This window comes from Aeromonas veronii bv. veronii (genome assembly GCF_000820225.1).
GTDB lineage: Bacteria > Pseudomonadota > Gammaproteobacteria > Enterobacterales > Aeromonadaceae > Aeromonas > Aeromonas veronii.
Window position 1 is genome coordinate 1 of sequence record NZ_CDDK01000004.1, and the last position, 23,780, is coordinate 23,780.

The 23,780-nt window shown below is 58.4% G+C and carries 20 protein-coding genes; 7 read left to right on the plus strand and 13 right to left on the minus strand.

Annotated elements, in window-relative coordinates:
* Together BN1139_RS01235 and BN1139_RS01240 are read left to right on the plus strand one after the other, a co-directional pair.
* Window positions 1-753 (plus strand): nucleoside hydrolase (locus BN1139_RS01235; RefSeq protein ID WP_041979917.1); only part of this gene is annotated, 753 nt, incomplete at its 5' end.
* A gap of 106 nt (window positions 754-859) precedes the next feature.
* Window positions 860-1,195 (plus strand): DUF3634 family protein, encoded by a 336-nt coding sequence (locus tag BN1139_RS01240; RefSeq protein WP_005353195.1) that lies wholly within the window; start codon window positions 860-862, stop codon window positions 1,193-1,195.
* 88 nt (window positions 1,196-1,283) lie between these two features.
* Here the strand turns inward: BN1139_RS01240 and BN1139_RS01245 are convergent, their stop codons facing one another.
* Both BN1139_RS01245 and BN1139_RS01250 read right to left on the minus strand, forming a co-directional pair.
* Window positions 1,284-2,489: a c-type cytochrome gene (locus BN1139_RS01245; protein WP_005353194.1), complete on the minus strand. Its 1,206-nt coding sequence runs from the start codon at window positions 2,487-2,489 to the stop codon at window positions 1,284-1,286.
* Window positions 2,486-4,411: an NAD(P)-binding protein gene (locus BN1139_RS01250; protein WP_005353187.1), complete on the minus strand. Its 1,926-nt coding sequence runs from the start codon at window positions 4,409-4,411 to the stop codon at window positions 2,486-2,488. Before BN1139_RS01250 ends, BN1139_RS01245 begins: the two co-directional genes overlap by 4 nt.
* A gap of 365 nt (window positions 4,412-4,776) precedes the next feature.
* Here BN1139_RS01250 and BN1139_RS01255 point away from each other — a divergent pair, with 365 nt between their 5' ends.
* Complete coding sequence (locus BN1139_RS01255; protein WP_005353186.1) at window positions 4,777-5,151, plus strand: DUF805 domain-containing protein; 375 nt, start codon at window positions 4,777-4,779, stop codon at window positions 5,149-5,151.
* A gap of 82 nt (window positions 5,152-5,233) precedes the next feature.
* Here the strand turns inward: BN1139_RS01255 and BN1139_RS01260 are convergent, their stop codons facing one another.
* The 5 genes from BN1139_RS01260 to manA all read right to left on the minus strand — a co-directional run bounded on the left by BN1139_RS01260 (window position 5,234) and on the right by manA (window position 13,769).
* A complete protein-coding gene (locus BN1139_RS01260) occupies window positions 5,234-6,337 on the minus strand; it encodes a YdcF family protein (RefSeq protein ID WP_005353185.1) in 1,104 nt (367 codons plus the stop codon).
* Window positions 6,338-6,662: 325 nt separating this feature from the next.
* Window positions 6,663-7,415: a DNA/RNA non-specific endonuclease gene (locus BN1139_RS01265; RefSeq protein ID WP_005353183.1), complete on the minus strand. Its 753-nt coding sequence runs from the start codon at window positions 7,413-7,415 to the stop codon at window positions 6,663-6,665.
* A 233-nt stretch (window positions 7,416-7,648) separates the two neighbouring features.
* The gene (locus BN1139_RS01270) at window positions 7,649-9,541 is read right to left on the minus strand and encodes a PTS fructose transporter subunit EIIC (protein WP_005353181.1); all 1,893 of its coding nucleotides are present in this window, start codon (window positions 9,539-9,541) and stop codon (window positions 7,649-7,651) included.
* Between the two features lie 523 nt (window positions 9,542-10,064).
* Complete coding sequence (locus BN1139_RS01275; RefSeq protein ID WP_005353179.1) at window positions 10,065-11,705, minus strand: methyl-accepting chemotaxis protein; 1,641 nt, start codon at window positions 11,703-11,705, stop codon at window positions 10,065-10,067.
* Window positions 11,706-12,569: 864 nt separating this feature from the next.
* Entirely contained in the window at window positions 12,570-13,769 is a 1,200-nt protein-coding gene (gene manA, locus BN1139_RS01280; protein WP_005353177.1) for a mannose-6-phosphate isomerase, class I, read from the minus strand.
* 119 nt (window positions 13,770-13,888) lie between these two features.
* Between manA and BN1139_RS01285 the strand changes: the two genes are divergently transcribed.
* Together BN1139_RS01285 and icd are read left to right on the plus strand one after the other, a co-directional pair.
* Window positions 13,889-14,764 (plus strand): helix-turn-helix transcriptional regulator, encoded by an 876-nt coding sequence (locus tag BN1139_RS01285; RefSeq protein WP_005353175.1) that lies wholly within the window; start codon window positions 13,889-13,891, stop codon window positions 14,762-14,764.
* 156 nt (window positions 14,765-14,920) lie between these two features.
* Window positions 14,921-16,174: an NADP-dependent isocitrate dehydrogenase gene (icd, locus tag BN1139_RS01290; protein WP_005347179.1), complete on the plus strand. Its 1,254-nt coding sequence runs from the start codon at window positions 14,921-14,923 to the stop codon at window positions 16,172-16,174.
* A gap of 72 nt (window positions 16,175-16,246) precedes the next feature.
* On the opposite strand, the gene BN1139_RS21570 is transcribed toward icd, so the two are convergent.
* The 3 genes from BN1139_RS21570 to dsdX all read right to left on the minus strand — a co-directional run bounded on the left by BN1139_RS21570 (window position 16,247) and on the right by dsdX (window position 19,417).
* Window positions 16,247-16,423, minus strand: a complete 177-nt coding sequence (locus BN1139_RS21570; protein WP_005337712.1) for a hypothetical protein — start codon at window positions 16,421-16,423, stop codon at window positions 16,247-16,249.
* 308 nt (window positions 16,424-16,731) lie between these two features.
* Window positions 16,732-18,063 carry a D-serine ammonia-lyase gene (locus BN1139_RS01295; RefSeq protein WP_005353173.1) on the minus strand — a complete coding sequence of 444 codons (1,332 nt, stop codon included), beginning with the start codon at window positions 18,061-18,063 and terminating at the stop codon, window positions 16,732-16,734.
* A gap of 16 nt (window positions 18,064-18,079) precedes the next feature.
* Window positions 18,080-19,417 carry a D-serine transporter DsdX gene (gene dsdX / locus BN1139_RS01300; RefSeq protein ID WP_005353170.1) on the minus strand — a complete coding sequence of 446 codons (1,338 nt, stop codon included), beginning with the start codon at window positions 19,415-19,417 and terminating at the stop codon, window positions 18,080-18,082.
* A 223-nt stretch (window positions 19,418-19,640) separates the two neighbouring features.
* On the opposite strand from dsdX, the gene dsdC reads away from it, so the two are divergent.
* Window positions 19,641-20,585, plus strand: coding sequence for a DNA-binding transcriptional regulator DsdC (dsdC, locus tag BN1139_RS01305; RefSeq protein ID WP_005353168.1), 945 nt, complete (start codon window positions 19,641-19,643; stop codon window positions 20,583-20,585).
* A 164-nt stretch (window positions 20,586-20,749) separates the two neighbouring features.
* Here the strand turns inward: dsdC and BN1139_RS21575 are convergent, their stop codons facing one another.
* From BN1139_RS21575 to BN1139_RS01315, 3 genes are all read right to left on the minus strand, one after another.
* Window positions 20,750-20,926, minus strand: coding sequence for a hypothetical protein (locus tag BN1139_RS21575; protein ID WP_005337704.1), 177 nt, complete (start codon window positions 20,924-20,926; stop codon window positions 20,750-20,752).
* A gap of 311 nt (window positions 20,927-21,237) precedes the next feature.
* A complete protein-coding gene (locus BN1139_RS01310) occupies window positions 21,238-21,687 on the minus strand; it encodes a C40 family peptidase (protein ID WP_005337703.1) in 450 nt (149 codons plus the stop codon).
* Window positions 21,688-21,881: 194 nt separating this feature from the next.
* Window positions 21,882-22,790, minus strand: coding sequence for a hydrogen peroxide-inducible genes activator (locus BN1139_RS01315; RefSeq protein WP_005337702.1), 909 nt, complete (start codon window positions 22,788-22,790; stop codon window positions 21,882-21,884).
* A gap of 146 nt (window positions 22,791-22,936) precedes the next feature.
* On the opposite strand from BN1139_RS01315, the gene BN1139_RS01320 reads away from it, so the two are divergent.
* Entirely contained in the window at window positions 22,937-23,539 is a 603-nt protein-coding gene (locus BN1139_RS01320) for a peroxiredoxin C (protein ID WP_005337701.1), read from the plus strand.
* The last annotated feature ends 241 nt before the right edge of the window (window positions 23,540-23,780 follow it).

Sequence of the window (23,780 nt, forward strand, 5' to 3'; positions counted from 1 at the left end):
GAGCCGGTCGGCCCCACCACCATAGTCCACGGCCCGAGCGGCTTTGGCGACATGGAGGCGGGGGAGGTGACTATCGCTCCGGATCCCCGCCCCGCCTGGCAGTACATAGTCGAGGCGGTGAAAGCCGCGCCGGGGGAGATCACTCTCGTCACTATCGGCCCGCTCACCAATCTGGCGCTGGCGCTGCAACAGGCGCCCGAGATTGTCTCGCAGGTGAAACAGGTGGTGGTGATGGGGGGCGCCTTTGGCGTCAACGGCCATCGCGGCAACGTCACCCCCTATGCCGAGGCCAATATCCACGACGATCCCGATGCCGCCGACCGGGTCTTTACCGCCGACTGGCCGGTGGTGATCATCGGGCTGGATGTGACCCAACAGAGCTTCTTCAGCAGCGTCTATCTGGATGAACTCAGGGACAAGGCGGGGGAGCCGGGCCGCTTCCTGTGGGATGTCAGCCGCTTCTACCTGCGCTTCTACTCGGAGAAGCTGGGGCTCTCCGGTTGCCACGTTCACGACCCGTCCGCCATCGCCTATGTCATCGACCCGACCCTCTTTACCCTGCGCGAGGGGCCGGTGCGGGTGATCACCAGTGGCCCGGCCATCGGCCACACCCTGCAAAAGTTCGATGGCAAACGCCACTCCCACGATGACTGGGCAGCCTATCGTCCGCAGCAGGTTGGGGTGGCGGTGCGCGATGAAGCCTTGCTGGCGCTCTATCGCGAGACGCTGGTGGGCTGGGGCAAGGATTGCTGAGCAAAGAGGCACTATTACGTTGAGGCGGGGGCTGTGATCGGCGCCAAACAATCGGAACGCACGGCCGCTTATACTGCCTTATATCAAGAGCTTGGGAGGGATGAAGATGGCCTGGATTTCCTTGATAGTGGCGATAGCCCTGATCTGGTGGTTGATGAAGCTGGGGCGTGGCGCCCTGTTCGAGATCCGTCTTGCACCCGGCAAGGTAGTGGTCAAGCAGGGCAAGGTGTCACCCGCCTTTATTGAGCATGCCAAGCAGATCCTGCGCCATGACACGGTGCGCGGTCGCATTGTGGGGCAGCGTGATGGCGATGGCGTGAAGCTGATCTTCTCCCGCTCCATCCCCGAACCGGTGGCCCAGCGGTTTCGCAATATCTTCCCCTATGGCGATTACCGCCAGCCAACGGCGCCGCTGCCGGGGCCCAAATCCCGCAAGGGATAAGCACCGGAACCTGGTTCATCAATAGCAAACGGGCCTCCAGTGGAGGCCCGTTTTTTATGGCACTTGGCCAAGAGAGAGCTGACAGCCCTTACTCCTTGCCGTGCAGCTCGCGCTGGGCCTTGACCGCCGCCGCTTTGACGGCGGTGCCTTCATTGCCCCAGGAGGCGCGCAGGGTGTTGACCAGCTCGGCGAGCCGCTCGTCATCCATGGTCCAGCCATAGCCCGGCATGTGGTAACCCAGATGGCCGTGGGTGACCGGGGTCTCGGCGCCGTGCAGCAACACGTTGATCAGGCTCGACGGATCGCTCGCCAGCACGGTGCGGTTGTTGACCAGCGAGGGGATGACGTGGTCATTGCCCTGGCCGTTGACCCCGTGACAGGTGGAGCAGTACATGGCGTAGTCCGCCTTGCCGCTGGCACTGGCGTAGGCGCGGGCCCCTTTCTCCGCCACCGGTTCATCTTTCAGATCGGTCAGATAGGTGGCGATGCTGGCCAGATCGGCGTCGCTGAAATACTGGCTGCTGTGAGTGATCACTTCCCCCATGGGGCCCGCGACCGCTTCATGCTGGCTGCGGCCGGTTTTCAGCAGGTCGATCAGCGCCTGCTTGCTGTAACGGCTGCCGCGAATGTCGGGGGCATACCAGCCATCGAGCGCAGCACCGCTCAGGTAGACGGGATCCGCCTCGGTCAGCGCTTTCTCCTGCATGCCAAGCCCGCGCGGAGTGTGGCAGCTGCCGCAGTGGCCGGCGCCTTGCACCAGATAGGCGCCGCGGTTCCACTCTTCGCTCTTGCCAGCCACCGGGGTGAAGCGGCTGTCATCGTGGTAGACCCAGTTCCAGCCCATCAGTGGCCAGCGCATGTTGAGGGGCCAGGGGATGTCACTCTCCTTGTTGGCGATAGCCAGCGGTTGCACCTCCTTCATCAGGTAGTGATAGAGATCTTCGAGATCCTTATCGTTCATCTTGGCGTAGGCGGTGTAGGGCATGGCCGGATAGAGGCGATGGCCATCGCGGGCCACCCCTTCACGCATCACCTTGATGAACTCCGGCAGGCTGTAGTTGCCGATACCGTGGGTCTTGTCGGGGGTGATGTTGGTGGCAAATACGGTACCGATGGGGGTCGGGAACCCTTTGCCGCCCGCCAGCGGCTTGCTGGTCTCGCTGGTGTGACAGGCAGCGCAATCGCCGAGCTTGGCCACGTATTCGCCTGCCGACATGGCGGGGGCTGCGTTGGCGGCAAGGGCGGGCAGGGCCAGCAGCAGGGCGCTGGCGGTCAGTGACAGGGCGCGGTTCATTGGGCACCTCCCTTGCTCATGGCAACCAGCTCGTTGACGGCGCGCCACGCTTCGTCGATGGCGGCGTGGGCGTAGGGGCTCCAGCCTGCATCCGAGTTGGCGATGGTGATGTTGCCGATCGGCTGGCGACCCAGTTCAATCCATTTTTCGCACTGCGCTTCGTCATCAAACAGGGTGTTGGTGACATAAGAGTAGCCGTGAGACCAGCGGTTGACCGTGATGGAGAGGATGTCCTGCTCATGGTTGAAACCGGCGCTGCCGAGCATCCCCTGCAACTGTTCGCGGATCATCTGTTCATGCTGCTCGAACGGCATGCCGAGGATCATGGCGCGCCCCTTGCGGGACTGCTCGCGGGCCGAGAGGCCGCTGCCCGGCAGGGTCGGCACATAGACCATGTGCAGGCACATCGGCTGATCCGGGCTCTTGGGATGCTCGTAGCCACCCATGCTGACCGGATAGTCGAGCTTGACCCGGCTGTAGGGGGCTGCGGGGGAGTAGACCTCGTGTACCCCCAGCTTGACGAAGGCTTGCCAGTTCTTGATCACCACCTTGGTGTAGACCAGCGGCGCCTTGGCGTTCTGGCGCAGCGCCTCCTTCTGGGGCTCCGGCATCTCGGGCACCATGTAGGGGATCATCATGTTGTAGCCAGCCATGATCGACTGCTTGGCCCGCACCCGGTGCAGTTTCCCCTCCTTGATGTAGGTGACATCCACCACCAGCTTGCCGTCGGCGAGGCGCACGTTTTTGGCCTGCAACGCCGTGCTGCCAAGGCGCAGTTGCACCTTGTGCTCCGGCAGATCGAGCTTGCCGTAGTCAAACTTGGCCAGCACCACATCCTGCATGGTGTGACCCGGCGCCACCTGCGGAATGAGCTTGCGTACCATCAGGCGGGTGAGACCGGCGTTGCCATCGGGGAAGTGGAAGATGTAGGGATCGTCCAGCTCCGCCTGCTCCTCGGCATCAAGCGGTGTCAGATTGAGGCCGTCGAACCCCGGCAAGGCGCAGAGGCGCGCATCGGCGCAGGCTGTGGCGTCGATGCCGACCGCCTGGAAATCGTTGGTGCGCTGCTGGAAGTAAGTGATCGCCCGCTCGCTCAGGCCCACTTTATCGCGCAGGAAGGTGGTGTAGCTGTTGCGGGTCACCCACTCATCCTGCTGCTCGCGGGTCATGCCGCTCAGGTAGTCTATCTTCGCTTCGTGCAGGGCCAACAGGGCGGCCTTGTCGGCATCATCGAGGGGGAAGTCACCGATAAATTCTGCCAGCGGCCGGCCGTTCAGGCGATCGCGCGGGATATCGTCCGCTACGTTGTGGCCCGGATCGCCGTTCACTATCTTGTTGACGCCAAAGTGCTTCTCGTCGAAATAGACGCCGCGGCTCAGCCCCAGATCCGGATAGAAGGTCTGCTGGAAACCGGCGGCCAGCTCGTCGATGTTGACCTCCAGCGCCTTGAGCAGACCCAGCGCCACCGGGCTGTAGACCGAACGCGGTGATTGCAGGGACTCACTGCCGCCGTAACCCAGACGCAGGCCATCGGGGGTGGTGAACTCGTTGCGCTTGGCGTGGCCGCCAAAGTCGTCGTGGTTGTCGAGTAGCAGGATCTTCTTATCTGCGCCGAGCAGTTGCTGATAGAAGCAGGCGGCGGCCAGACCGCTGATCCCGGCGCCGACGATCACCAGATCGTACTCCCCCTCAAGGGGAATATTGGCAAAATCATACTGCTTGCCGTCACGGGCGATGCTGTGGGCCGGTTCGAAAGAGCCCGGGTGGTTGCCGCGCAGGCCGGTGAGGGCGGGCGGGTAGGCCAGGGTTTTATCCGCCAGCGCGCTGCCGCCTTCGGCAGCCTTGAGCAGATTGATGGGGGCGACGCCTGCCGCAATGGTGATGGCAACGCCGTTGAGAAAATCTCTGCGTGTAATACTCATGGCTATCCCTGTGTTAGGAGAAGTAATGAATAAGTGGATTCATTATGGGAGGGAGACACAGATCCTGTTCAGGATTGGGCGCCGAATCTACCGCTATCCTCACGCTGAGTCCATACGATTGCTAATGGATTATTAAGCACCATTTTCCTGCTTGTGACGAGAGTGATGCGCTGATGGGGGGGATTTTCCCTGTTGCAGGGCAAATTATCTTCCGGCTCGGTCGGTCAATGATTGCCGCAGCTGATTAGTTTGGGAGACGTTCGGGCATCATTGTCGACTCGGGGTGATGATCGCGCTAAGCTCTTAACTACTTGTTTTATCGACTCTCTTTTTATTCATAGGCATAAAGGCACTCAGGAGGCGCAATGAACTGGTACATCTCGGTCCTCAAGCAATATGCGGTATTCAGCGGGCGGGCCCGTCGCACCGAATACTGGATGTTCGTGCTGTGCAACGTCATCGTCATGCTGTTGCTCAGCATGGTGGACAAGCTGATTGGCGGCGACAATGAGCTGATAAGCTCCATCTATTCGCTGGCGGTGCTGCTGCCATCTCTGGCGGTGGCGGCCCGTCGTCTGCACGATACCGACCGCAGCGCTTGGTGGCTGCTGCTCGGGCTCATCCCCATTATCGGCACCCTGGTGCTTATCTACTTTATGGTCTGCAATGGCCAGCAGGGGCCAAACCGCTTCGGTGATGATCCCAAAGCGGCCCCCTCGCAGGGCTTTATCGTCAGCTAACGGGCGCTGCTCAGCCAATAATCGGCCAATAAAAAGAGAGGGAGGCGTGATGCCTCCCTCTCTTTTTCGTGTTGATGGCTGATCAACGCTCGATTAGCGGTGCAGATCGGTAGCTCCACATGCCGTAGGTGCGTAGGGCATCGCGGTAGATGCCGAGCAGCTCGCTCTCGCTCGGGGTGGCCAGCTCTTCGAGGGGCTTGTCGGGGTAGCTGACGCTCGCCACCTTGATGTTGGCCGGGCCAATCTGGTCGCAGGCGATTTCCAGCACCGTCTGGCCGCGGCGCACATGGCTGGCGGAGCTTACCAGCACCGCATAGTCAATCTGGTGGCGGGCGAGGGCATAGGCGCTGTAGAGGGCGTTATCCACCGTGCTGGTGGCGTAGTTCTCTTCAATCAGGCGGCTGCGGTCGATGCCGTGGTTGGCCAGCCAGTCAGCCATCAGCTTGCCCTCGGTCTTGCGGTTCTGGGGCACGCCGCCGGTCAGGATGATCAGCGCCTCCGGGTCGGCTTTGGCCAGCTCAAGGGTAGTTTGCAGGCGGCCCAGCAGGATCTTGTCCATGCTGCCGTCGGGATTGAGGGCGTAGCCCAGGGTAACGATGGCGCGCTTGCCCTCCTGGGTAGCCTTGACCTGATCCTCGGTCAGTTCGGTCTGCAGCGGGGCGGCGGTGATCCGCTGCACCCGGGCGATGATCTCCTCCAGGTCGGCGGCGCGGCCGCCGTTGCGATCCGCCACTTTCGCCAGATAGCTGCGGGAGGCCTCCTTGTTACCCTTCACTAGCTGCCAGATGGCGAGATAGCTGTTGATGTCGAGATCATCGGGAGCGACGGCCTGCGCCTGCTCCAGCAAGGTGATGGCGCGGCTCAGGTTGCCGTTGTAGATCTGGGCGTTGGCCGCCGAGATGAGCAGGTCGGTGCGGTAGGGTTCCAGCTGGTAGGCGGCCAGCAGCCGCTCGGTCACCAGCTCCATATTGCTCGGCATCTTGGCGGTAAAACCGGCGTGGGAGATCTTGGCAGGCGACTTGTAGATCTGCAGCGCTTCGCCGAGCAGCATGTCCACCGCCTGGCGTTTGCTGACCAGGGTATTGAGGTCGTGCTCTATTTGCATCGAGCTCTCGGCCGCTTGCAGGGCGAGGGGCGAGAGCGCCAGCAGGCCGCCGAGGGTGAGGGCAAGAAGGGTCTGTTTCATCAAAAGGTCCTCTGTCGGGCTGAATCACGCCGTGGGCTCCGGTTTGCGGGCCGATGCGACGAGGCAAATGTGCGTCAATTCAGTCTGTTAGTGCCAAAGAGAGGGCAATATACCAGTTAACGGTGCGGCAAACTGTGAGTCGGGGCGGGTCGTCGGGTTATGCCACACCTGTGGCCGCAAAAGTGGCCGCAACGGGTCAGCAGCCATCTGAAAAGGGCAGGGGGAGCGTGACTCCCCCTGCTGGGAGGGGCGCTGGCCCCTCCCTCTATCTCTCGCGATTCAAGATAGATGGGGTGTCAATCTATCTGCTGATGAGTATTCGCGGTCAGTTCCACATCGGGGAGACGCGGGCTTCCAGCGTCTCTTGCTGCTCTTCGGGCATATCGCTGAAGAAGTTGAGCTGGGTCTGCTCCTCCACCTCGCGTACCGAGACCCGGTAGTCGGCGATCTGGCTGATGGGCACCTCTTCCTGCGGCATGATAAAGGCGATGGCCTGCAGTCTGGCCGGGTCCATCACGATCTTGTAGTAGGCACTCGGGATCGCCACACCCTGACCGATGGACTCTTCAGAGCCGGTAAAGATGGGGCCGGTGATCACCTGCACATCCTTGCGGGAGACCGCCCACTTGTTCACCTTGTCCTCCAGCACGCGCCACGCCTTCTGGTTGAGCACCCCGATCTGAGGTGTCATGTTGCTCAGCAGGAAGCTCTCTTTCATGGTGTTCTTGTTCGATTTCATGTCCCCCGCCGGGGCCTGATGGCCACGGTCGTAGCCCGAGCCCTTGTAGTCGGAGAGGGTGGCGCGGTAGGCAACCGGGATCTCCCTGTCCTCGGCGAAGGCATCCTTGCGCGGCACTGTGCCCTGTGCGCTCTGGGCGGTCATCCGGTAGGAGACCCAGTCCGCCACCTTGTAGTCGTAGTTGTAGCCGACGGCATACCCTTCACGACAGAGCTTCTGATCCGATTCGGAGGGCAGGCCGAAGCGCACGTGCTCACCGCACTCCCAATGGGCGGCCAGCAAGGGGGTGGCAGTGAGGGTGAGGGTAACAGCCAGAACCAATTTATTGATTTTTATCATTTTTGTGATGCTCCAGTTTAGTAGGCGGAGCCATTTGACATGAGATCTGACCAGCGCTTCAATTGCTGTTTTTTTACACGTCACCGTTCTGTGACGGCTCGCCAAGATCCGTGATGTGACTGGTTAATATGTTTTAAATCAGTGGCTTGGTCGGTGGGATGATATGCGGTTGCTCGGCAGGCAACGAAAAGGGGCCCGTGATGGGCCCCTTGTACTGGTTGGTCTGACTGCTATCAGGCGGCGTTTGCCTTGTTGCCCAGCGTGCGGGCCAACAGTGCTTCCGGATTGTGAATCGCCTCCTTGGTCTTCACATCGATGACCTCGATATTGGTGAAGCGCTCGCGGTTCTTGATAGCCACGTCGTGGGCGAAGATGACGCAGCGGGCGTTTGCGACATCCTTGGCGGTAATGCGGTTGATGATGCCGTTGGCGCCCTGGGTCTCGACCTTGATCTTGATCCCCTGCTTGGCGGCAGCCTTCTGCAGGCTCTTGGCGGCGAGGAAGGTGTGGGCCACGCCAGACGGGCAAGCAGTGATGGCCAGAACGTCTGCTTCTCCTTCCGCTTCAATGATCTCGAAGCTGGTTTGGGTGGTGGTCACGTCATCTTCTTCGCTCACTGGCTTCTTCAGCAGGTTGACGATGATGGCGGTGGTCAGTGCGCCGAGGATGGTACCCAGGATGTAGCCCATCTTGCCTTCAACAACCGGCAGGACAATCCAGCCACCCCAGGGGGCGTGGTTGATACTGTGCATCATGAAGCCAGTGATGTTGCCGACGATGCCGCCTGCGACGATGGCCGGGATAACACGCATGGGGTCAGCGGCAGCGAACGGGATAGCACCTTCACTGATACCGATCATGCCCATGATGGCGGCCGCTTTACCGGATTCACGCTCTTCTTTCTTGTAACGCTTCGGAGACATGAAGGTCGCCAGTGCCATACCCAGTGGCGGTACACAGATGGCGATACCGACACCACCCATCAGCCAGGGCTGGGTGTTGACCTGAGTCTGGGCAAACAGGGTCGCAACCTTGTTGACCGGGCCGCCCATATCGAAGGCGGTCATACCACCGAGAATGGCACCCAGCATCACTTTACCTGAGCCCGCCATGCTGGAGAGCCAGTGGTTCATCCCTTCCATCATGGCGGCGATCGGGGCACCGATCCCCCACATCACGATGCCACACACCAAGAAGGTACCGATCAACGGATAGATGAAGATGGAGCCGAGGGAGGTCATGGAGTCAGGCAGCTTGATCCGTTTGAGCTGATTGACCACGAAACCTGCGATAAAGCCCACCAGAATGGCGCCGAGGAAACCGGTTTGATAGTGCTGTACGGCAATCCAGGAGCCGATCATGCCCGGGGCCAGGCCCGGCTTGTCAGCCAGCGAGTAGGCGATGTAGCCACCCAGTACGGCGGTAAACAGGGTCAGACCGGCGATGCCCATGGTCGCCATGTCTTTGAGGAAGCCCGCTTCCGGCACGGCGCCCTTGCCGCTCATCATCACCGACAGTGACAGCAGCACACCGCCCGCCACGATGAAGGGGATCATGTGGGAAGTACCAAACAGCAGGTGCTGCTTCATGGTGTTGAGGCGATCCTTGAAGGTGCGCTCTTCGGGGGCCGCCGGGGCAGTGGCTGCCGGTTTGGCGGCTGGCGCCGGTTTTTCCGCTTTCGGGCCTTGCTTGAGCAGGGTCAGGGCTTGCTCGACAGTGGTGGCCGCCTTCATCTGCTCGATAAAACCCGGCTCCAGCAGACGGGTAGAGAGCTCCGCCAGCACTTCGATGTGGTGATTGGCACCGCCATCCGGGGAGGCGATCATGAAGATCAGCTGGGTCGGTTTGCCATCTTCGGCACCGTACTCGATACCCTGACGGCTGACACCGATGGCAATGGCCGGACGGCTGACCGCCTTGCTCTTGGCATGGGGCAGGGCGACCCCCTGCTCGAAGCCGGTGCAGTCCAGCTGCTCGCGGGCCCAGATATCCTTGACGAATTGCTGTTGATCAGACACGGCGCCATCGCGCGCCAGCATCTGTGCCATCTCGTCGAACAGGGCCTCCTTGCTGGTGGCCTTCAACTCCAGGCAGATGAGTCTGCCGTTGGTCATGGTGGGTAACATATTACTCTCCTGGCTCCGTTGCCGAGCCGCATGATGGGGGGAACAATTGACCTGGATATTGTTCTCCCGTTGGCGCGGTGCCGAAATCGGACAAATGTGCCGTTTACTGGATTTTTGTGCTGTGCAAGTCGCCATGTGACCCAGCTCGCATATCATCATGAAAGCCAATTCATACCGATGCTTTTATTTTTTTAAATAAAAACAATGAATTGTGAATTGGTTTTGCTACTTACATGAGTGCGGCGAAAAGGTTTCGCCTTCGGAGGTATGGAGATTTGTGTGCTGCTTTGAGGGCGGAAAATGTGAAGGTGCTGGCAAAACGCGTTGAGAGAACAATCAGAAAGAGGGAGGGCTGCTCTTGATGTGAGTTAATCCATCTACTGATCACTTGTTATGTGCAGCATTGGTGTTTTTGGGTTTTGTATGGTTCCTTATTTGACAAAGCCCGCCACTTTTATGAATGGCGGGCTGTTTAGTGCTTCAGCCTTATTGAGCTGATTAATGAGGGGAGGAGAATCGGGCGTTATGTCCGAAACTTGCGTACAACCTCCTGCAGTTGTGTTGCCAACAGGTTGAGGTCGTTGCAAGCCTGAGCCATTTGTTTGGCGCCGGTCGCCACTTCTTCCGAGGCATTGCTGATGTTGACTACATTGCGATTGAGCTCCTCGCTTACCGCGCCTTGCTCTTCGGTTGCGGTGGCAATCTGAATATTCATGTGGGAGATACTGTTAACCGAGCTGCTTATTTCGGCTATAGAGGCTCCCGCTTCACGAGCTGTGTGGACCGTCTCGGACATCATATCCTGACTCTGTTGCATGGTGACGCCCGCTTCGTTAGCGCGCTGCTGCAGTTCGGAGATGATGTGGTTGATCTGGGAAGTGGAGTCTTGGGTTCGTTTGGCCAGAGTGCGGACTTCATCTGCTACCACGGCGAAACCACGACCTTGTTCACCGGCTCGGGCTGCCTCGATTGCCGCATTCAGTGCCAGCAGGTTGGTTTGCTCGGCAATCCCCTGAATGACTTCAAGCACCATGCCGATATTTCGGCTGTCATCACCCAGCTGGCGGATCACCAGAGCAGTCTCTTCGATGGCGGTAGCCACCTTTTCAATCCTGCCGATTGAGTCATTGACGGTCTCGCTGCCTTGTGCGGCTGTGTCGCTGGCCGACGTTGCTGCGCTGGCGGCGTCGTTGGTGTTGCGGGCCACCTCCTGTACCGTGGCTTGCATCTCGTTCATGGCTGTGGCCAGCTGATTGAGCTCATGTTGCTGGGCGCCCATGTTGTTGGCCGATTGCTGTGCCACCGCGCTGATCTCTTCGGCGGCCGCGCCCAACTGCACTACCGAGCCGGAGACTTCGTTGACCAGCATGCGCAGATTGGATTGCATCTCGTTGAACCCCTGAGCCAGCTTACCCAGCTCGTCATGGGAGAATTGCTTCATGTCGAGTTGGCTGGTGAGGTTGCCTGCCGCCACCTGGCGGGTCTGCTCCAGCAGGGTCATCACTGGATTGCGGATCTGCCGGATCAGCAGCCAGGCCACAATAACGACGAACAACAAGGTTAGCGCACCGACGGTAGTGCTCAGCAGTTTTGCCCGTTCATAGGAAGCCTCACTCTGCTTGGTCAGCAGGTTGGCGACCCGATCGTTCTCCTTGCGAAGCTCCAGACCATCCTGTCCTGCCTGCTCGAGGGCTGCACGAGATTCGTTTTTGATCAGCGACTGCACCTTGGCAATATCTCCCTGCCGTATGGCTGTTTCCAAGTCACCATGGGCTGAAAAATATTTGGCTGCTGCAGTTTTCAGCTCTGCAAACATGTTGCGATCTCGCTCCGACACAAAAGGCATCGATCCATACCGTTGCTCGGCGGCCATGTACTGACTCTTTGCCGCTTCGAAAGACTGTGTGCTGCTGTTGAGGGAGTCGGGATCCTTGCCCAGTGCATCTATCACCATGTTCAGTTCGGCACGGCGAGCGTCCAGCAAGGACACATGCATCTGGCTGGATGCCCGGATGGAGGGAACGATATTGTCGCTGACCTCACTGGCGTCACGGTAAATATTGGAGAGTTGTAAAGTGGCAAACCAGGCAAAACCCAGCATCAACAAAGCGAGAGTGGTAAACGCCATGGTCAGCTTTTGCCCAATTGTCATTTTTGTCAGCATATATCCTCTTTTATCTATTTTTGTCAGGGGATCTTTGTGTGAAATTTATATCGGCGAATAGATGTGATACCTTAAAAATAAATCAAATAAAAGAGATCTTAATCACAGAGGGTATTTAAGGTCTATTTCTTTACTGCGATGAGGTTTGGCTGGCATATCAAAAAATAAATATCAAATCTCTCATTATCCTGCTTTTAAATTGATTGGATTGTCAGTTAATGCGGCCTGGCTTTTTTACGGATTACGTCAATTTAAAGTAGAGTTAAAAGTAAATCTGTTTATATATCAGTGTTTTAATGTTGATTTCTTATGCTGTTATTCTCAGCAAAGATCGAATGGTCTGCTTGGAATTAAATTATAGAACGACTAAAAAATAGGGCCGCATCTCGAAAATTCAAAAGAGATCCCTTTCGTTTTCATTACCAATGGTTCTGTATGACTACGTGTGCCAAATGTTTACAGACCGAATGATGATGGCTGGGGAAAGGTTTAATGATTATGCATCTATGCGCTGTTTTAGTTTTCATCAGGGGGTGAAAATAGTAGAGGGTAGAGTTGTTATTTTTATTGCCTCCATTTTAGCCGGATACTCAGAGTGTTGCCGTTGCTTGTGCAGGCTGGAATTTTCTTCGTTTCAGCAAACCAAGTCATCTGCATCAGGGGAGCGCCAAGCTTGGGCGACAAACCTGTGGAGCTGGTTGTAGGCAGGATGCAGTCAGGGATGGACTTCAGAGCGAGATGCCTGAAGGAAGGTAGGCATAAGAGAGCAGTAGAGATACAGACGGACTTGATTGGTAGGCCATATTGCTCTGTTGGGAGGGGGAGGCATATTCCCCCTCCAACGAGAGTCGGCTCTTATGCTGATTAGCAGCGGTTGCCGGCGCGGGCGACCCGTCCTTCGGCCAGCAGTTGATAACTGCCAGTCGCTGCAGAAATAAAGGCTGATTGCCCCTTTTCCAGACGCAGTGACTGTTCGCCCTGCTTGAGGGTCACTGTGTCATCGATGGCAAACAGGATCTCGGCGCTGGCAGTGGTGAGCTGATGCTCGCCTGCCGGGTAGACGCTGAAAGTGAAGTCAGGTACCGGCACGTCGAAGTGCTGTACCGCGCCATCACAGCGGGGGGCCAGCAGGATCTGGTCGTCCGGCTTGGGCAAGCAGCGGGTGCAATCCAAGAGCTCTGCCACATCGATGTATTTGGGGGTGAGACCGGCGCGCAGCACGTTGTCCGAGTTGGCCATGATCTCGAGGCCGGTGCCGCGCACATAGGCGTGCGGGGTGCAGGCATCGAGGAACATCGCCTGACCGGGCTCAAGCGTCACAACGTTGAGCAGCAGCGGCGAGAACAGACCGACATCTCCCGGGTACTGGGCCGCCAGACTGGTGATGAGGGCAAACGTCTCCTCATCCTGATGGGCGGCGGCATAGTCCAGCAGTCCTTCCAACGCCTCCTCCTTGCGCGCCCCTTCCAGTACCAGCAACTGGTGGAAGAAGTGCTGCAGGCCCGCTTCGTTCTGGCTGGCGGCAAGGGCTGCGGTCAGATCGGCGATGGCCGCCAGATTGACCCGCTCGAACAGTGCCAGAATGGCGGGAATGGCGCGAAAGCCGTTCATCGCCTGATAGGGGGTGAGGGCAAAGACCAGCTCCGGCTTATGGTTCGGGTCCTTGTAGTTGCGATTGCTCGCCTTGATATCAATGCCTGCGGCCTCCTCTTTGGCAAAGCCCGCTTCGGCCTGAGCCTTGCTCGGGTGCACCTGAATGGAGAGAGCCTTCTCGGCACACAACACCTTGAACAGGAACGGCAGGCTGCCAAAACGGGCGAAGGTGGCCTCACCCAGCGCGGCGGCCGGAGCCCTGTCGATCACCGAAGAGAGCTTTTGCACACTGCCCGCCAGCGTCACCTCGGAGCAGCCGTTGGGGTGAGCCCCCATCCAGAGCTCGGCCTGGGGTTTGCCTTGCGGGTTGGGAATGCCAAACAGGGTGGTGAGGGAGTCATGACTGCCCCAGTCATAGCCTTGAATCGGGTTTTGCATCAACAGAAAGGAGGGCAGATCGCTACTGCTCATAAGGGACGCCTCGTCTAGCTTGAAGTAAAAAAAGGGTGGCATTACTGCTGTGGACCGGACTATAACATGGGCGGTCGTGCGCGCCGCAACCGCTTGCCTCTCTCTTGATCAGGATCACCATGTCTCTCATCTTCAGCCAACTGCTCGACGGAGCCCTGATCGAACAGGTTCCATTTGACCAAATCTGGTTTGCCAGTGAACAGGGGGTGCCACCCAGTTTCAGCTATCAGGTCAACTTTCCCCGCCTCGAGCTGGTCTTTAGCGGCGAGTATCTCAACCAAATTTGGGACAGGGATGAGGGGGTCAGAGAGATCAGTGTATTGCCGGGACAGGCGCTCTATATCCCTCCCAACGGCTGGAACAAGCCGCTCTGGACCACCGACTGCTCGGTGCTGAGCCTGCTGTTTGGCAAACGCCAGCTGGGGTTCAGCCTGGTGAGCAAGCGCCGTGAAGATCCCGATTTCTTCGATGTGCAAAAGCACAGCATCATGGCGCGGGCGGGCCATGTGATCGAACATATTTTGGCGGCGCTGAACGTACTGACCGAGGACCCTGGTCGCTCCCCCACCGATGATCACCTGCTGCAGGCTCTGCTGGCGAGTGCCCGTCAGCTGTTGCTGGAGTCCGCCACGGATCGGCCACGGGGGGCAGAGCTCTTTCACGGGATCTGCATCTATATCCAGGAGAACTTTCACCGTCCCATCACCCGTGACTCCATTGCCCACCGCTTCAACGTTTCAGCCAGCCATCTCTCCCACCTGTTCCGCGAGCAGGGTCATATGCGCCTTGCCGATTACATCAGCTGGGTGCGGATCGATCGGGCCAAATTCATGCTGAAAAAGTACCGCTTTCGTCTTGAAGAGGTGGCCAGTCGCTGCGGTTACAGTGACGTGAACTACTTCTGCCGGGTGTTCAAACAGAAGACCGGCTTGACCCCTTCCCAGTACCGTTCCCTGAGTCAGCCGCAGGCGGCGGCCAGCGAGCTGGAGGGATAACGGGGCTGTGTCGGGAAGGCGTGGTGACGGCGCACTGGCGGGTGGCTACCTCTTTGGTCTGACATGCTTTCTTGTCGTTTTATTATGAAAATGAATGGGCTAAGATGGCCGCGCGCAACAAACAAGTTGATAACAAACGGAAGTTAGGAGATGCCGATGGAAAGCAAAGTAGTAATCCCGACCCAGGGTCAGAAAATCACAGTCGATGCCAACGGCAAGCTGCAGGTTCCCAACCATCCGATCATTCCGTTTATTGAAGGGGATGGCATCGGTGTTGACGTAACCCCTGCCATGTTGAATGTGGTGAATGCTGCGGTCGAGAAAGCCTACAAGGGCGAGCGCAAGATCGCCTGGATGGAGATCTATACCGGCGAGAAATCGACTCATGTCTATGGCGAAGGTGCCTGGCTGCCGGCCGAAACCCTGGATTTCATTCGTGAATATTGCGTGGCCATCAAGGGCCCGCTGACCACGCCGGTCGGTGGCGGTATCCGCTCTCTCAACGTGGCTCTGCGTCAGGAGCTGGATCTCTACATCTGCCTGCGCCCGGTGCGTTACTACGACGGCACCCCGAGCCCGGTGAAACGTCCTGATCTGACCGACATGGTGATCTTCCGCGAAAACGCCGAAGACATCTACGCCGGCATCGAGTGGAAGGCCGACAGTGCCGAAGCGAACAAGGTGATCGCCTTCCTGCAAAACGAGATGGGCGTGAAGAAAATTCGCTTTCCCGAGTCCTGCGGGATCGGCATCAAGCCTATGTCCAAGGCCGGTACCGAGCGTCTGGTGCGTGCCGCCATCGAGTATGCCATCGACAACGATCGCGACTCAGTGACTCTGGTGCACAAGGGCAACATCATGAAGTTCACCGAAGGTGCCTTCAAGGATTGGGGCTATGCTCTGGCCCAGAACGAGTACGGTGCCCAGCTGATCGACGGCGGCCCATGGTGCTCCTTCAAGAACCCGAAAACCGGCAAGACCATCGTCATCAAGGATGTCATCGCCGACGCCTTCCTGCAGCAGATCCTGCTGCGTCCGGCCGAGTATGACGTCATCGCCTGTATGAACCTCAACGGCGACTACATCTCCGATGCGCTGGCTGCTCAGGTGGGCGGTATCGGTATCGCACCGGGAGCCAACATCGGTGACGGCGTGGCCCTGTTCGAAGCGACCCACGGTACTGCGCCGAAGTATGCCGGTCAGGACAAGGTCAACCCGGGCTCCCTGATCCTCTCCGCCGAGATGATGCTGCGCCACATGGGTTGGGTCGAAGCGGCCGATCTCATCATCAAGGGGATGGAAGCGGCGATCCGCAACAAGACCGTCACCTATGACTTCGAGCGTCTGATGGAAGGGGCCACCCTGCGCTCCTGCTCCCAGTTTGCTCAGGACATGATCGACCAGATGTAATCTGCTGTTTGCCAGAAACGCAAAACCGGCGCCATGTGCGCCGGTTTTTTTATCGCGAAAGAGCGAAGGGGCTTATTGCGCCTGCTCTACGTGTTGCTGATAGCGTTGCTGCCATTTGCTGGTTTCTGCTTCATCACCCTGGGCCTTCCAGAAGGCGCAGATGGTGTTGGCAAGTTCCGAAGCCATCGCGTGATCTCCGTCACGTCGGCTCATCAGATAATCTCCCAGCCAGCTTTGATATTGTTTCATTACCCGATCTCCTTATCTCATGTGCCCTTGAGGGTGCCCACCTTGACGGGAGCCTGTCGGCTCATCTTGGGGGGAACATCATCAGGCATGATGGTGCAAAGTCACGACCCGGGCAGAGAGCCCGATGGGCAATCTGGCGGCGAACGTGATGCGAGATGTCAAAAAACGAGCGCCATTTTAGCACAAACTGACCAACTTGGGGAAATTGTCGCCATGGACTGCGACAGAACAGCCCCATCCCCTTGTTCCCAAAACAGAAAACCCGCCGTGATGGCGGGTTGATTTGCAGATAAATGTGGCAAAACAGCCTAGATCTTGGCGCTGGCCAGGTACTTTTCCATCTCTTCGGCGGGCACCATGCCACCGCCAGTGGCCCATACCAGATGGGTGGCCTGCGCCATGGTTGCGGCATCGCAACCGCGCCCGGTGAGCCACTCGGGATTGGCAGCCACCCGCCATGGGCCGACCATACCTGCCAGAGCGGAGGGCTCGAGAGTTATCTGCTCATCGCGCGCCAGCAGTCCCAGCAGGTCATACATTTCCTGATCGCTCAGGGTGTAGAAGCCATCGAGCAGTCGTTCCATGGCGCGGCCGACGAAGCCGGAGGCGCGACCTACCGCGAGGCCGTCGGCTGCGGTGAGGTTATCGATGCCCAGATCCTGCACCGCAATGGCATCGTGCAATCCGGTATGGATCCCCAACAGCATGCAGGGGGAGTGGGTCGGCTCGGCAAACAGGCAGTGGACATGGTCACCAAAGGCGAGCTTGAGACCAAAGGCCACCCCGCCCGGGCCGCCACCCACGCCGCAGGGCAGGTAGACGAACAGCGGGTGGTCGGCATCCACCTTGATACCCATCTCGTCGAACTGCTTTTTCACCCGCTCGCCCGCCACCGAGTAGCCGAGGAACAGGGTGCGGGAGTTCTCGTCATCGATAAAGAAACAGTTGGGATCGCGCTCAGCCTCTTTGCGCCCCTGTTCCACTGCAACCCCGTAATCTTCGGCATATTCGACCACGATGGCGCCATGTTCGCGCAATTTACGCTTTTTCCACTCCCGCGCGTCGGCAGACATGTGAACGGTGACGGTAAAGCCCAGCTTGGCGCTCATGATGCCGATGGACATGCCAAGGTTGCCGGTAGAGCCTACCGCGATGCTGTACTGGCTGAAGAACTGGCGGAACTCGTCAGTGAACAGTTTGCGGTAGTCATCCTCTTCGCAGAGCAGACCGGCTTTGATGGCCAGCTGCTCGGCATGGGCCAGCACCTCGTAGATGCCGCCGCGCGCCTTGATGGAGCCGGAGATGGGCAGGTGACTGTCTTTTTTCAGCAGCAGTCGACCGGTGACCTCAACCCCGTAGCGCTGGTTGAGCGTAGCCTGCATCGCCGGAATAGCGGCGATCTCGGACTCCAGAATGCCGTTGCTGGTGCGGGTCTCGGGGAAGGCCTCGCACATGTAGGGGGCAAAGCGGGCCAAGCGGGCGGAAGCGTCCGCCACATTGTTGTTATCGAGCCCCACATAGGGCAGACCGGCAGCCAGAGTGGTGGTGTTGGGGTTGAACCAGGTGACTGGCTCAAGCGCGATCAGGGATTGCACCAGTGGAAATTGCGCAGTGAGCTGTTGTACATCGATGTTTTTCATAGTGTTCTCGGTCTTGTTACACGATAAAGGAGAGCAGGAAAGTACCGGCCAGCGCCATCAGGGAGGCGACAAAGGTGGCGGTGGTGTAGTACTTGAGCGTTTCGTTCAGGGTGGCGCCGCAATACTGCTTGACCAGCCAGAACAGAGAGTCGGTCACCATGGTGCAGCCAATAGCGCCAGAGCCGATGGCCAGGGTCATGATCTCCGGGCTGATGTTCGGGTAGTGCACCATGATGGGGGAGACGATGGCGGTGGCGCCCATCATGGCGACGGTGGCGGAGCCCACGGCGGCGTGCAGCACGATGGCCACCAGCCAGGCCAGCAGAATCGGGTGCATATCCAGCTGGGAGAGGATAGTGGCCAGACTATCGCCCAGCCCACTCGCCTTGAGCACCCCGTTGAAGGCGCCGCCTGCCCCGATGATGAGCAGGATATTGGCGATGGAGGAGAAGCACTCCTCGGTCTTGTTGAGCAGCCCTTCCATCTTCATCTGCTGGCGGATCCCCAGCACGTAGTAGGCGGTGAAGGCGGCGATAAACATGGCGGTGATGGGGTTGCCGATAAACTCCAGCAGGGTGTAGAGGTGGCTGGCGTGCTCCATATTGAGCTCGGCGACCGTCTTGGCCAGCATCAGCAGGATGGGCAGCAGCACGGTGAAGAGCGAGGCTCCCAACGTTGGGAGAGTTGCTTCATCGCGGGCCTTGATGTCGGCAAAGGCTGCGGGCACTTCCTTGAACGGGAGCCTGTTGCCCAGCAGCTTGAGGAACAGCGGGCCGCCCACCAGCGAGGCAAAGAGGCCGACCGCGAGGCCATAGACGATGACGGAGCCGATGTCAGCCCCCAGCTGATTGGTGACGTAGAGGGCTGCCGGGTGCGGCGGCACTATGCAGTGCACGGCCATCAGGGCGGTGCAGAGCGGAATGGCCAGGGTCAGCAGCGAGGTTCTGGTCTTGCGGGCGATGGAGAAGGCGAGCGGGATCAGCAGCACTACCCCGACTTCGACAAACAGGGTGATGCCGCACACCAGACCCACCAGTACCATGATGACATCCGGCGAGAGCCAGCGGCATCTCTGCAGGGCGAGACCGATGCGCTCTGCTGCCCCTGACACCTCCATCATCTTGCCAAGTATGGTGCCAAGACCGATGACGGCGGCGAGAAAGCCTAGCGTGCCGCCAATGCCCGCTTCCATGGTGCTGACCATCTTGAGGGGCTCCATCCCCATCAGGGTGCCCACATAGAAGCTTGCCAGCAGCAGGGCAAGGAAAGGATGCACCTTGCCCTTCACTATGGTGACCACGATAAGAACGATGCTACTTAGCAAGGTAGCGATGACCCATACCTCTGAACTCATACTGCGCCTCGACATCTGTTGTGTGTGATTGTTTATGCGCTTATTGAATGAAAATGGGGCGGGGCTGACAAATGATGAAATCGACTACTTGGGTGATCTGAGGTGATGCAAAGGCGCTACATTGGTCACAATTTATCGAAATCACACTCTTTGGGTCTTTTGGTTTCATCTTTAAGGAGGCCTGTGGGTGTATCATCGGTGGCCATTGCGAAGAGGGGGATGAATGTATAACGGGGATAATTACATATCGCGCAACAAGCTGCTGAGTGGCTACCAGCTGGCCAAGCTGCACACCTTCGAGGCGGCCGCCCGCCACGGCTCCTTTGCCATGGCAGCTGATGAATTGTCGCTGAGTCCCAGTGCCGTGAGTCACCGGATCAGCGCGCTGGAAGAGGAGCTGGGGTTCAAGCTCTTTGAGCGTTTTCACCGCAAGGTGGTACTGACGGCGGATGGGCAGCGGGTGTTCTGGGCGCTCAAATCTTCGCTGGAGTTCATCAATCAGGAGATCCTGGAGATCAAGAATCAGGAGCTCTCCGGCACCCTGACCATCTATTCGCGCCCCTCCATCGCCCAGTGCTGGCTGGTGCCCAGGTTGGCTGATTTCTCCCGCCTGCATCCGCAGATCGAGCTCAATATCATCACCGGCAACGAGAACATCAACCTGCATGGTTATGGCATCGATTTGACCCTCTATTTCGATGAGAAGAGCCCGGAGCGGCTTGCCATCCACCCGCTGATGGATGAGTTCATGCTGCCGGTCTGCAGCCCGGAATATGCCGAGCAGCACGGGCTTGTCGGCAATCCCGCCAACTTGTCCTTGTGCCGGCTGCTCCATGATCGGCAGGCATGGGGATTTGACTCGGATACCGATGAATGGAGCTGCTGGGCTCGCCACGCCGGGGTCAGCCTCGAGGCATGCCAGCTGAGCATGGGTTTTGATCGCTCGGATCTCGCCATCATCGCCGCCATGAATCACGCCGGGATCGCCATGGGGCGCAAGAATCTGGTGAGCAAGCGACTGGCACGCAACGAGCTGGTGGCCCCTTTTGCCGGGCTGGAGGTCAAGTGCGAGCAGCGTTATTACATGGCGACCCTGCCCAACCGCGAGTGCCCCAAGATCCAGGCCTTTATCGACTGGGCACAGGGGATGGCGGCCGAGATGGAATGAACCGAGGCCGGTGCGCAAGAGCAACATGAAGATGGTAAAGCGCGAGTGAACGAAGGTTGCGGTTTAACGTAGCGGGAAAATTGGGGGAGAGGGGTTGGCTGATGGTGGTTGGTCGCGAGTTGCCTTGCTGCCAACCGTGGCTGGCAGCAAGGCAACGGTCGGGATCAGGTGGTCTTTTCCAGATGGTTCTGGTAAATCTGCTGCCACTTGTCCAGTTCGTTTTCATCTCCCTGCTGCTGCCAGAACTCGCAGATGGAACTCGCCATCTCGCATGCCATGGCGTGGTCACCGTCACGGCGACTCATCAGGTATTGCCCCAGCCAGCTTTGATACTGTTTCATTGCACGATCTCCTTATCTATTTAACCCTTGATACTGCAGCTGTGGGCCACCCGTCCGGCAGTGTTGCGCCACACTCCACTTTCGCCGCGCGCTGCTTGTTATCGCCTCGCTTGTTGTCAATCAGGACAGAGAGCGTATGAGAAAAAGGCAAAAGTGTTAAAAATTGGCCACCACCTTATCACAAAATGGTGTGATATGCAGGCTTTGGGTCCAATTGAGTTATAAGCGCGGGTTGTGTGTCCCGACATAGCGACAGGTATTGACGGAGAGTATCGGCACGCAACTTGTGCCGCAAGCAGGCATTTGAGCGGTTACTGGGTCACCCGACGTGCCTGCCAGTAGCGACTGTTCCAGTAGACGTTGTCGAGGCGGGAGCGGATCACTCCCTTGCTGGTGGAGGCGTGAATAAACTCGCCGGCACCTGTGTAGACCCCCACATGGTACTGTTGCCAGCCGGTTTTGAAGAAGACCAGATCCCCGTGTTGCAGCCGGTAGCGATCCACCGGTTTGCCAATGCTGGCCTGAGATTCGGTGGTTCTTGGCAGGTTGAAGCCCAGCACCTGACTGTAGGCGAGCTGGGTAAAGGCGGAGCAGTCTAGCCCGGCGCGGCTGGCGCCGCCCATGCGGTAGGGAACACCGCGCCACTGTTGGTAGAAGCCATCAAAGGCACTGCTCTGCCGGGGGGCCGGAGGCGGCTCCGGCGTGCTGGAACAGGCGGCCAGCAGCAGAGTCAGCAAGGATAGCAGCAGCTTGCGATACATCGGGCTCTCTCCACGGACGGGTCTACCAAACGAGACATTTATCGAACGCCATATCCTGCCAAATCGTTCTGGCGGCAGGAGGGCACGCGACAACTTTTCCATCATAAACAGGGATCTGGCTCCAGACCTAGTCTCCGAGAGGAAAAATGTGGCGGGGAACTGAAAAACGCCAACCCGAGGGCTGGCGTTTGTTGTCACTCGTTGTGGCTGATCAGCGGTTTAAGCAGCTCGGCCAGTTTGTAGAAGGTCTGTACCCGGGTGGTGCTAGGGCGCCAGACCAGCCCAATCTCGCGATAGGAGGTCTCTCCCGGCAGCGGGATGGCCACCAGATCGGAGTTGGCAAGAATGCCGGCATCGATGGCCATCTGCGGCAGGAAGGTGGTGCCGAGACCCGCTTCCACCATCTGCACCAGGGTGTGCAGGCTGGTGGCGGCAAACGGGTTGATCTTGCTCTTGTCCCGCAGGCGGCAGGCGCTCACTGCGTGCTCGGTGAGGCAGTGCTCCCGCTCCAGCAGGAAGATGCTCTGGTTGGGCAGCTCCTTGTAGTCGAACGGGGTATGCAGACCGGCCGCCATGCTGGCGGGCATCACCATGTGGAACGGATCCTGGCCGACGGTCTTGCAGTGAAATCCCCCGATCTCGATGGGCAGGGCGAGGATCAGCAAGTCGAGCTGACCCTGTTCCAGCTGCTTGAGCAGATTGCTGGTGGTGTCTTCACGCAGCAACAATTCGAGGTCAGGATAGGTTTTGCTGCATTCTTTGAGCAGCTTGCTCAGCAGGAAGGGGGCGATGGTGGGAATGCAGCCAAGACGTACCGTCCCCTGCATCACGCCGCCCTGATGTTGCCCGAGCTCCATTAGATCCCGCGCATCGGAGAGCAAATTGCGAGCGCGCTCGACGATTTCCATGCCGACCGGGGTCATAATGAAGCTCTTGTGGTCCCGCTCCACCAGTTGCAGGTTCATCATGTCCTCCAGCGTCTGGATCCCGGTACTCAGGGTCGACTGGCTGACATGACAGGCTTTGGCGGCGCGGTTGAAGTTCTTGTGCTCATCGAGAGCGACCAGATATTGCAGCTGTTTGAGGCTGGGCCAACGTTGCATAGAAAAACCCGATTAATGCTATCTATTTAATTTGATTTAACTAATCTACCACCGGGTCTATAGTTTGTCGCTTGAATTAGATGGACTTGGCTCTAGGTAGCCCAATCCTCACCGGATTGTTCACTTCACATAAAGAGGAATTGAATATGGTATTGGTAGGCCGTCCCGCACCCGATTTTACCGCCGCAGCTGTTCTGGGTAATGGCGAGATCGTTGATTCATTCAACCTGTCATCCCACATCAAAGGCAAAGCTGCCGTTGTCTTCTTCTACCCGCTCGATTTCACCTTCGTCTGCCCGTCTGAGCTGATTGCCTTCGATCACCGTTATGAAGAGTTCCAGAAGCGTGGCGTGGAAGTGATCGGTGTTTCCATCGATTCCCAGTTCTCCCACAACGCATGGCGTAACACCAAAGTGGAAGATGGCGGTATCGGTCAGGTCAAGTACCCGCTGATCGCCGACGTGAAACACGAAATCTGCAAAGCCTATGACGTTGAGCATCCGGAAGCCGGTGTGGCGTTCCGTGGTTCCTTCCTGATCGACAAGAACGGTGTCGTTCGCCATCAGGTTGTCAACGATCTGCCGCTGGGCCGCAACATCGACGAGATGCTGCGCATGGTCGATGCCCTGCAATTCCACGAAGAGCACGGCGAAGTGTGCCCGGCTCAGTGGGAAAAAGGCAAAAAAGGTATGCAAGCCTCTCCGGACGGCGTTGCCAAGTACCTGTCCGAGAATGCTGACTCCCTGTAATCGAGTCGTACTCTCCTTGAAGAACCGGCGTCTTGGCGCCGGTTTTTTTATACCTGAGATTTATCCATCCTCTGACATAGTGGCCACACTCTTCTCGTTCCATCGTTCCATCGTTCCATCGTTCCATCGTTCCATCGCTCTCCTCGCTATTCCAAGCTGCCGTTCGCTTGCATACTCGTCGTTTCGAAATGAGGTGCTGACCCTATGGTTAGGAACGGGATGTGCCGACAGACAATCGCCA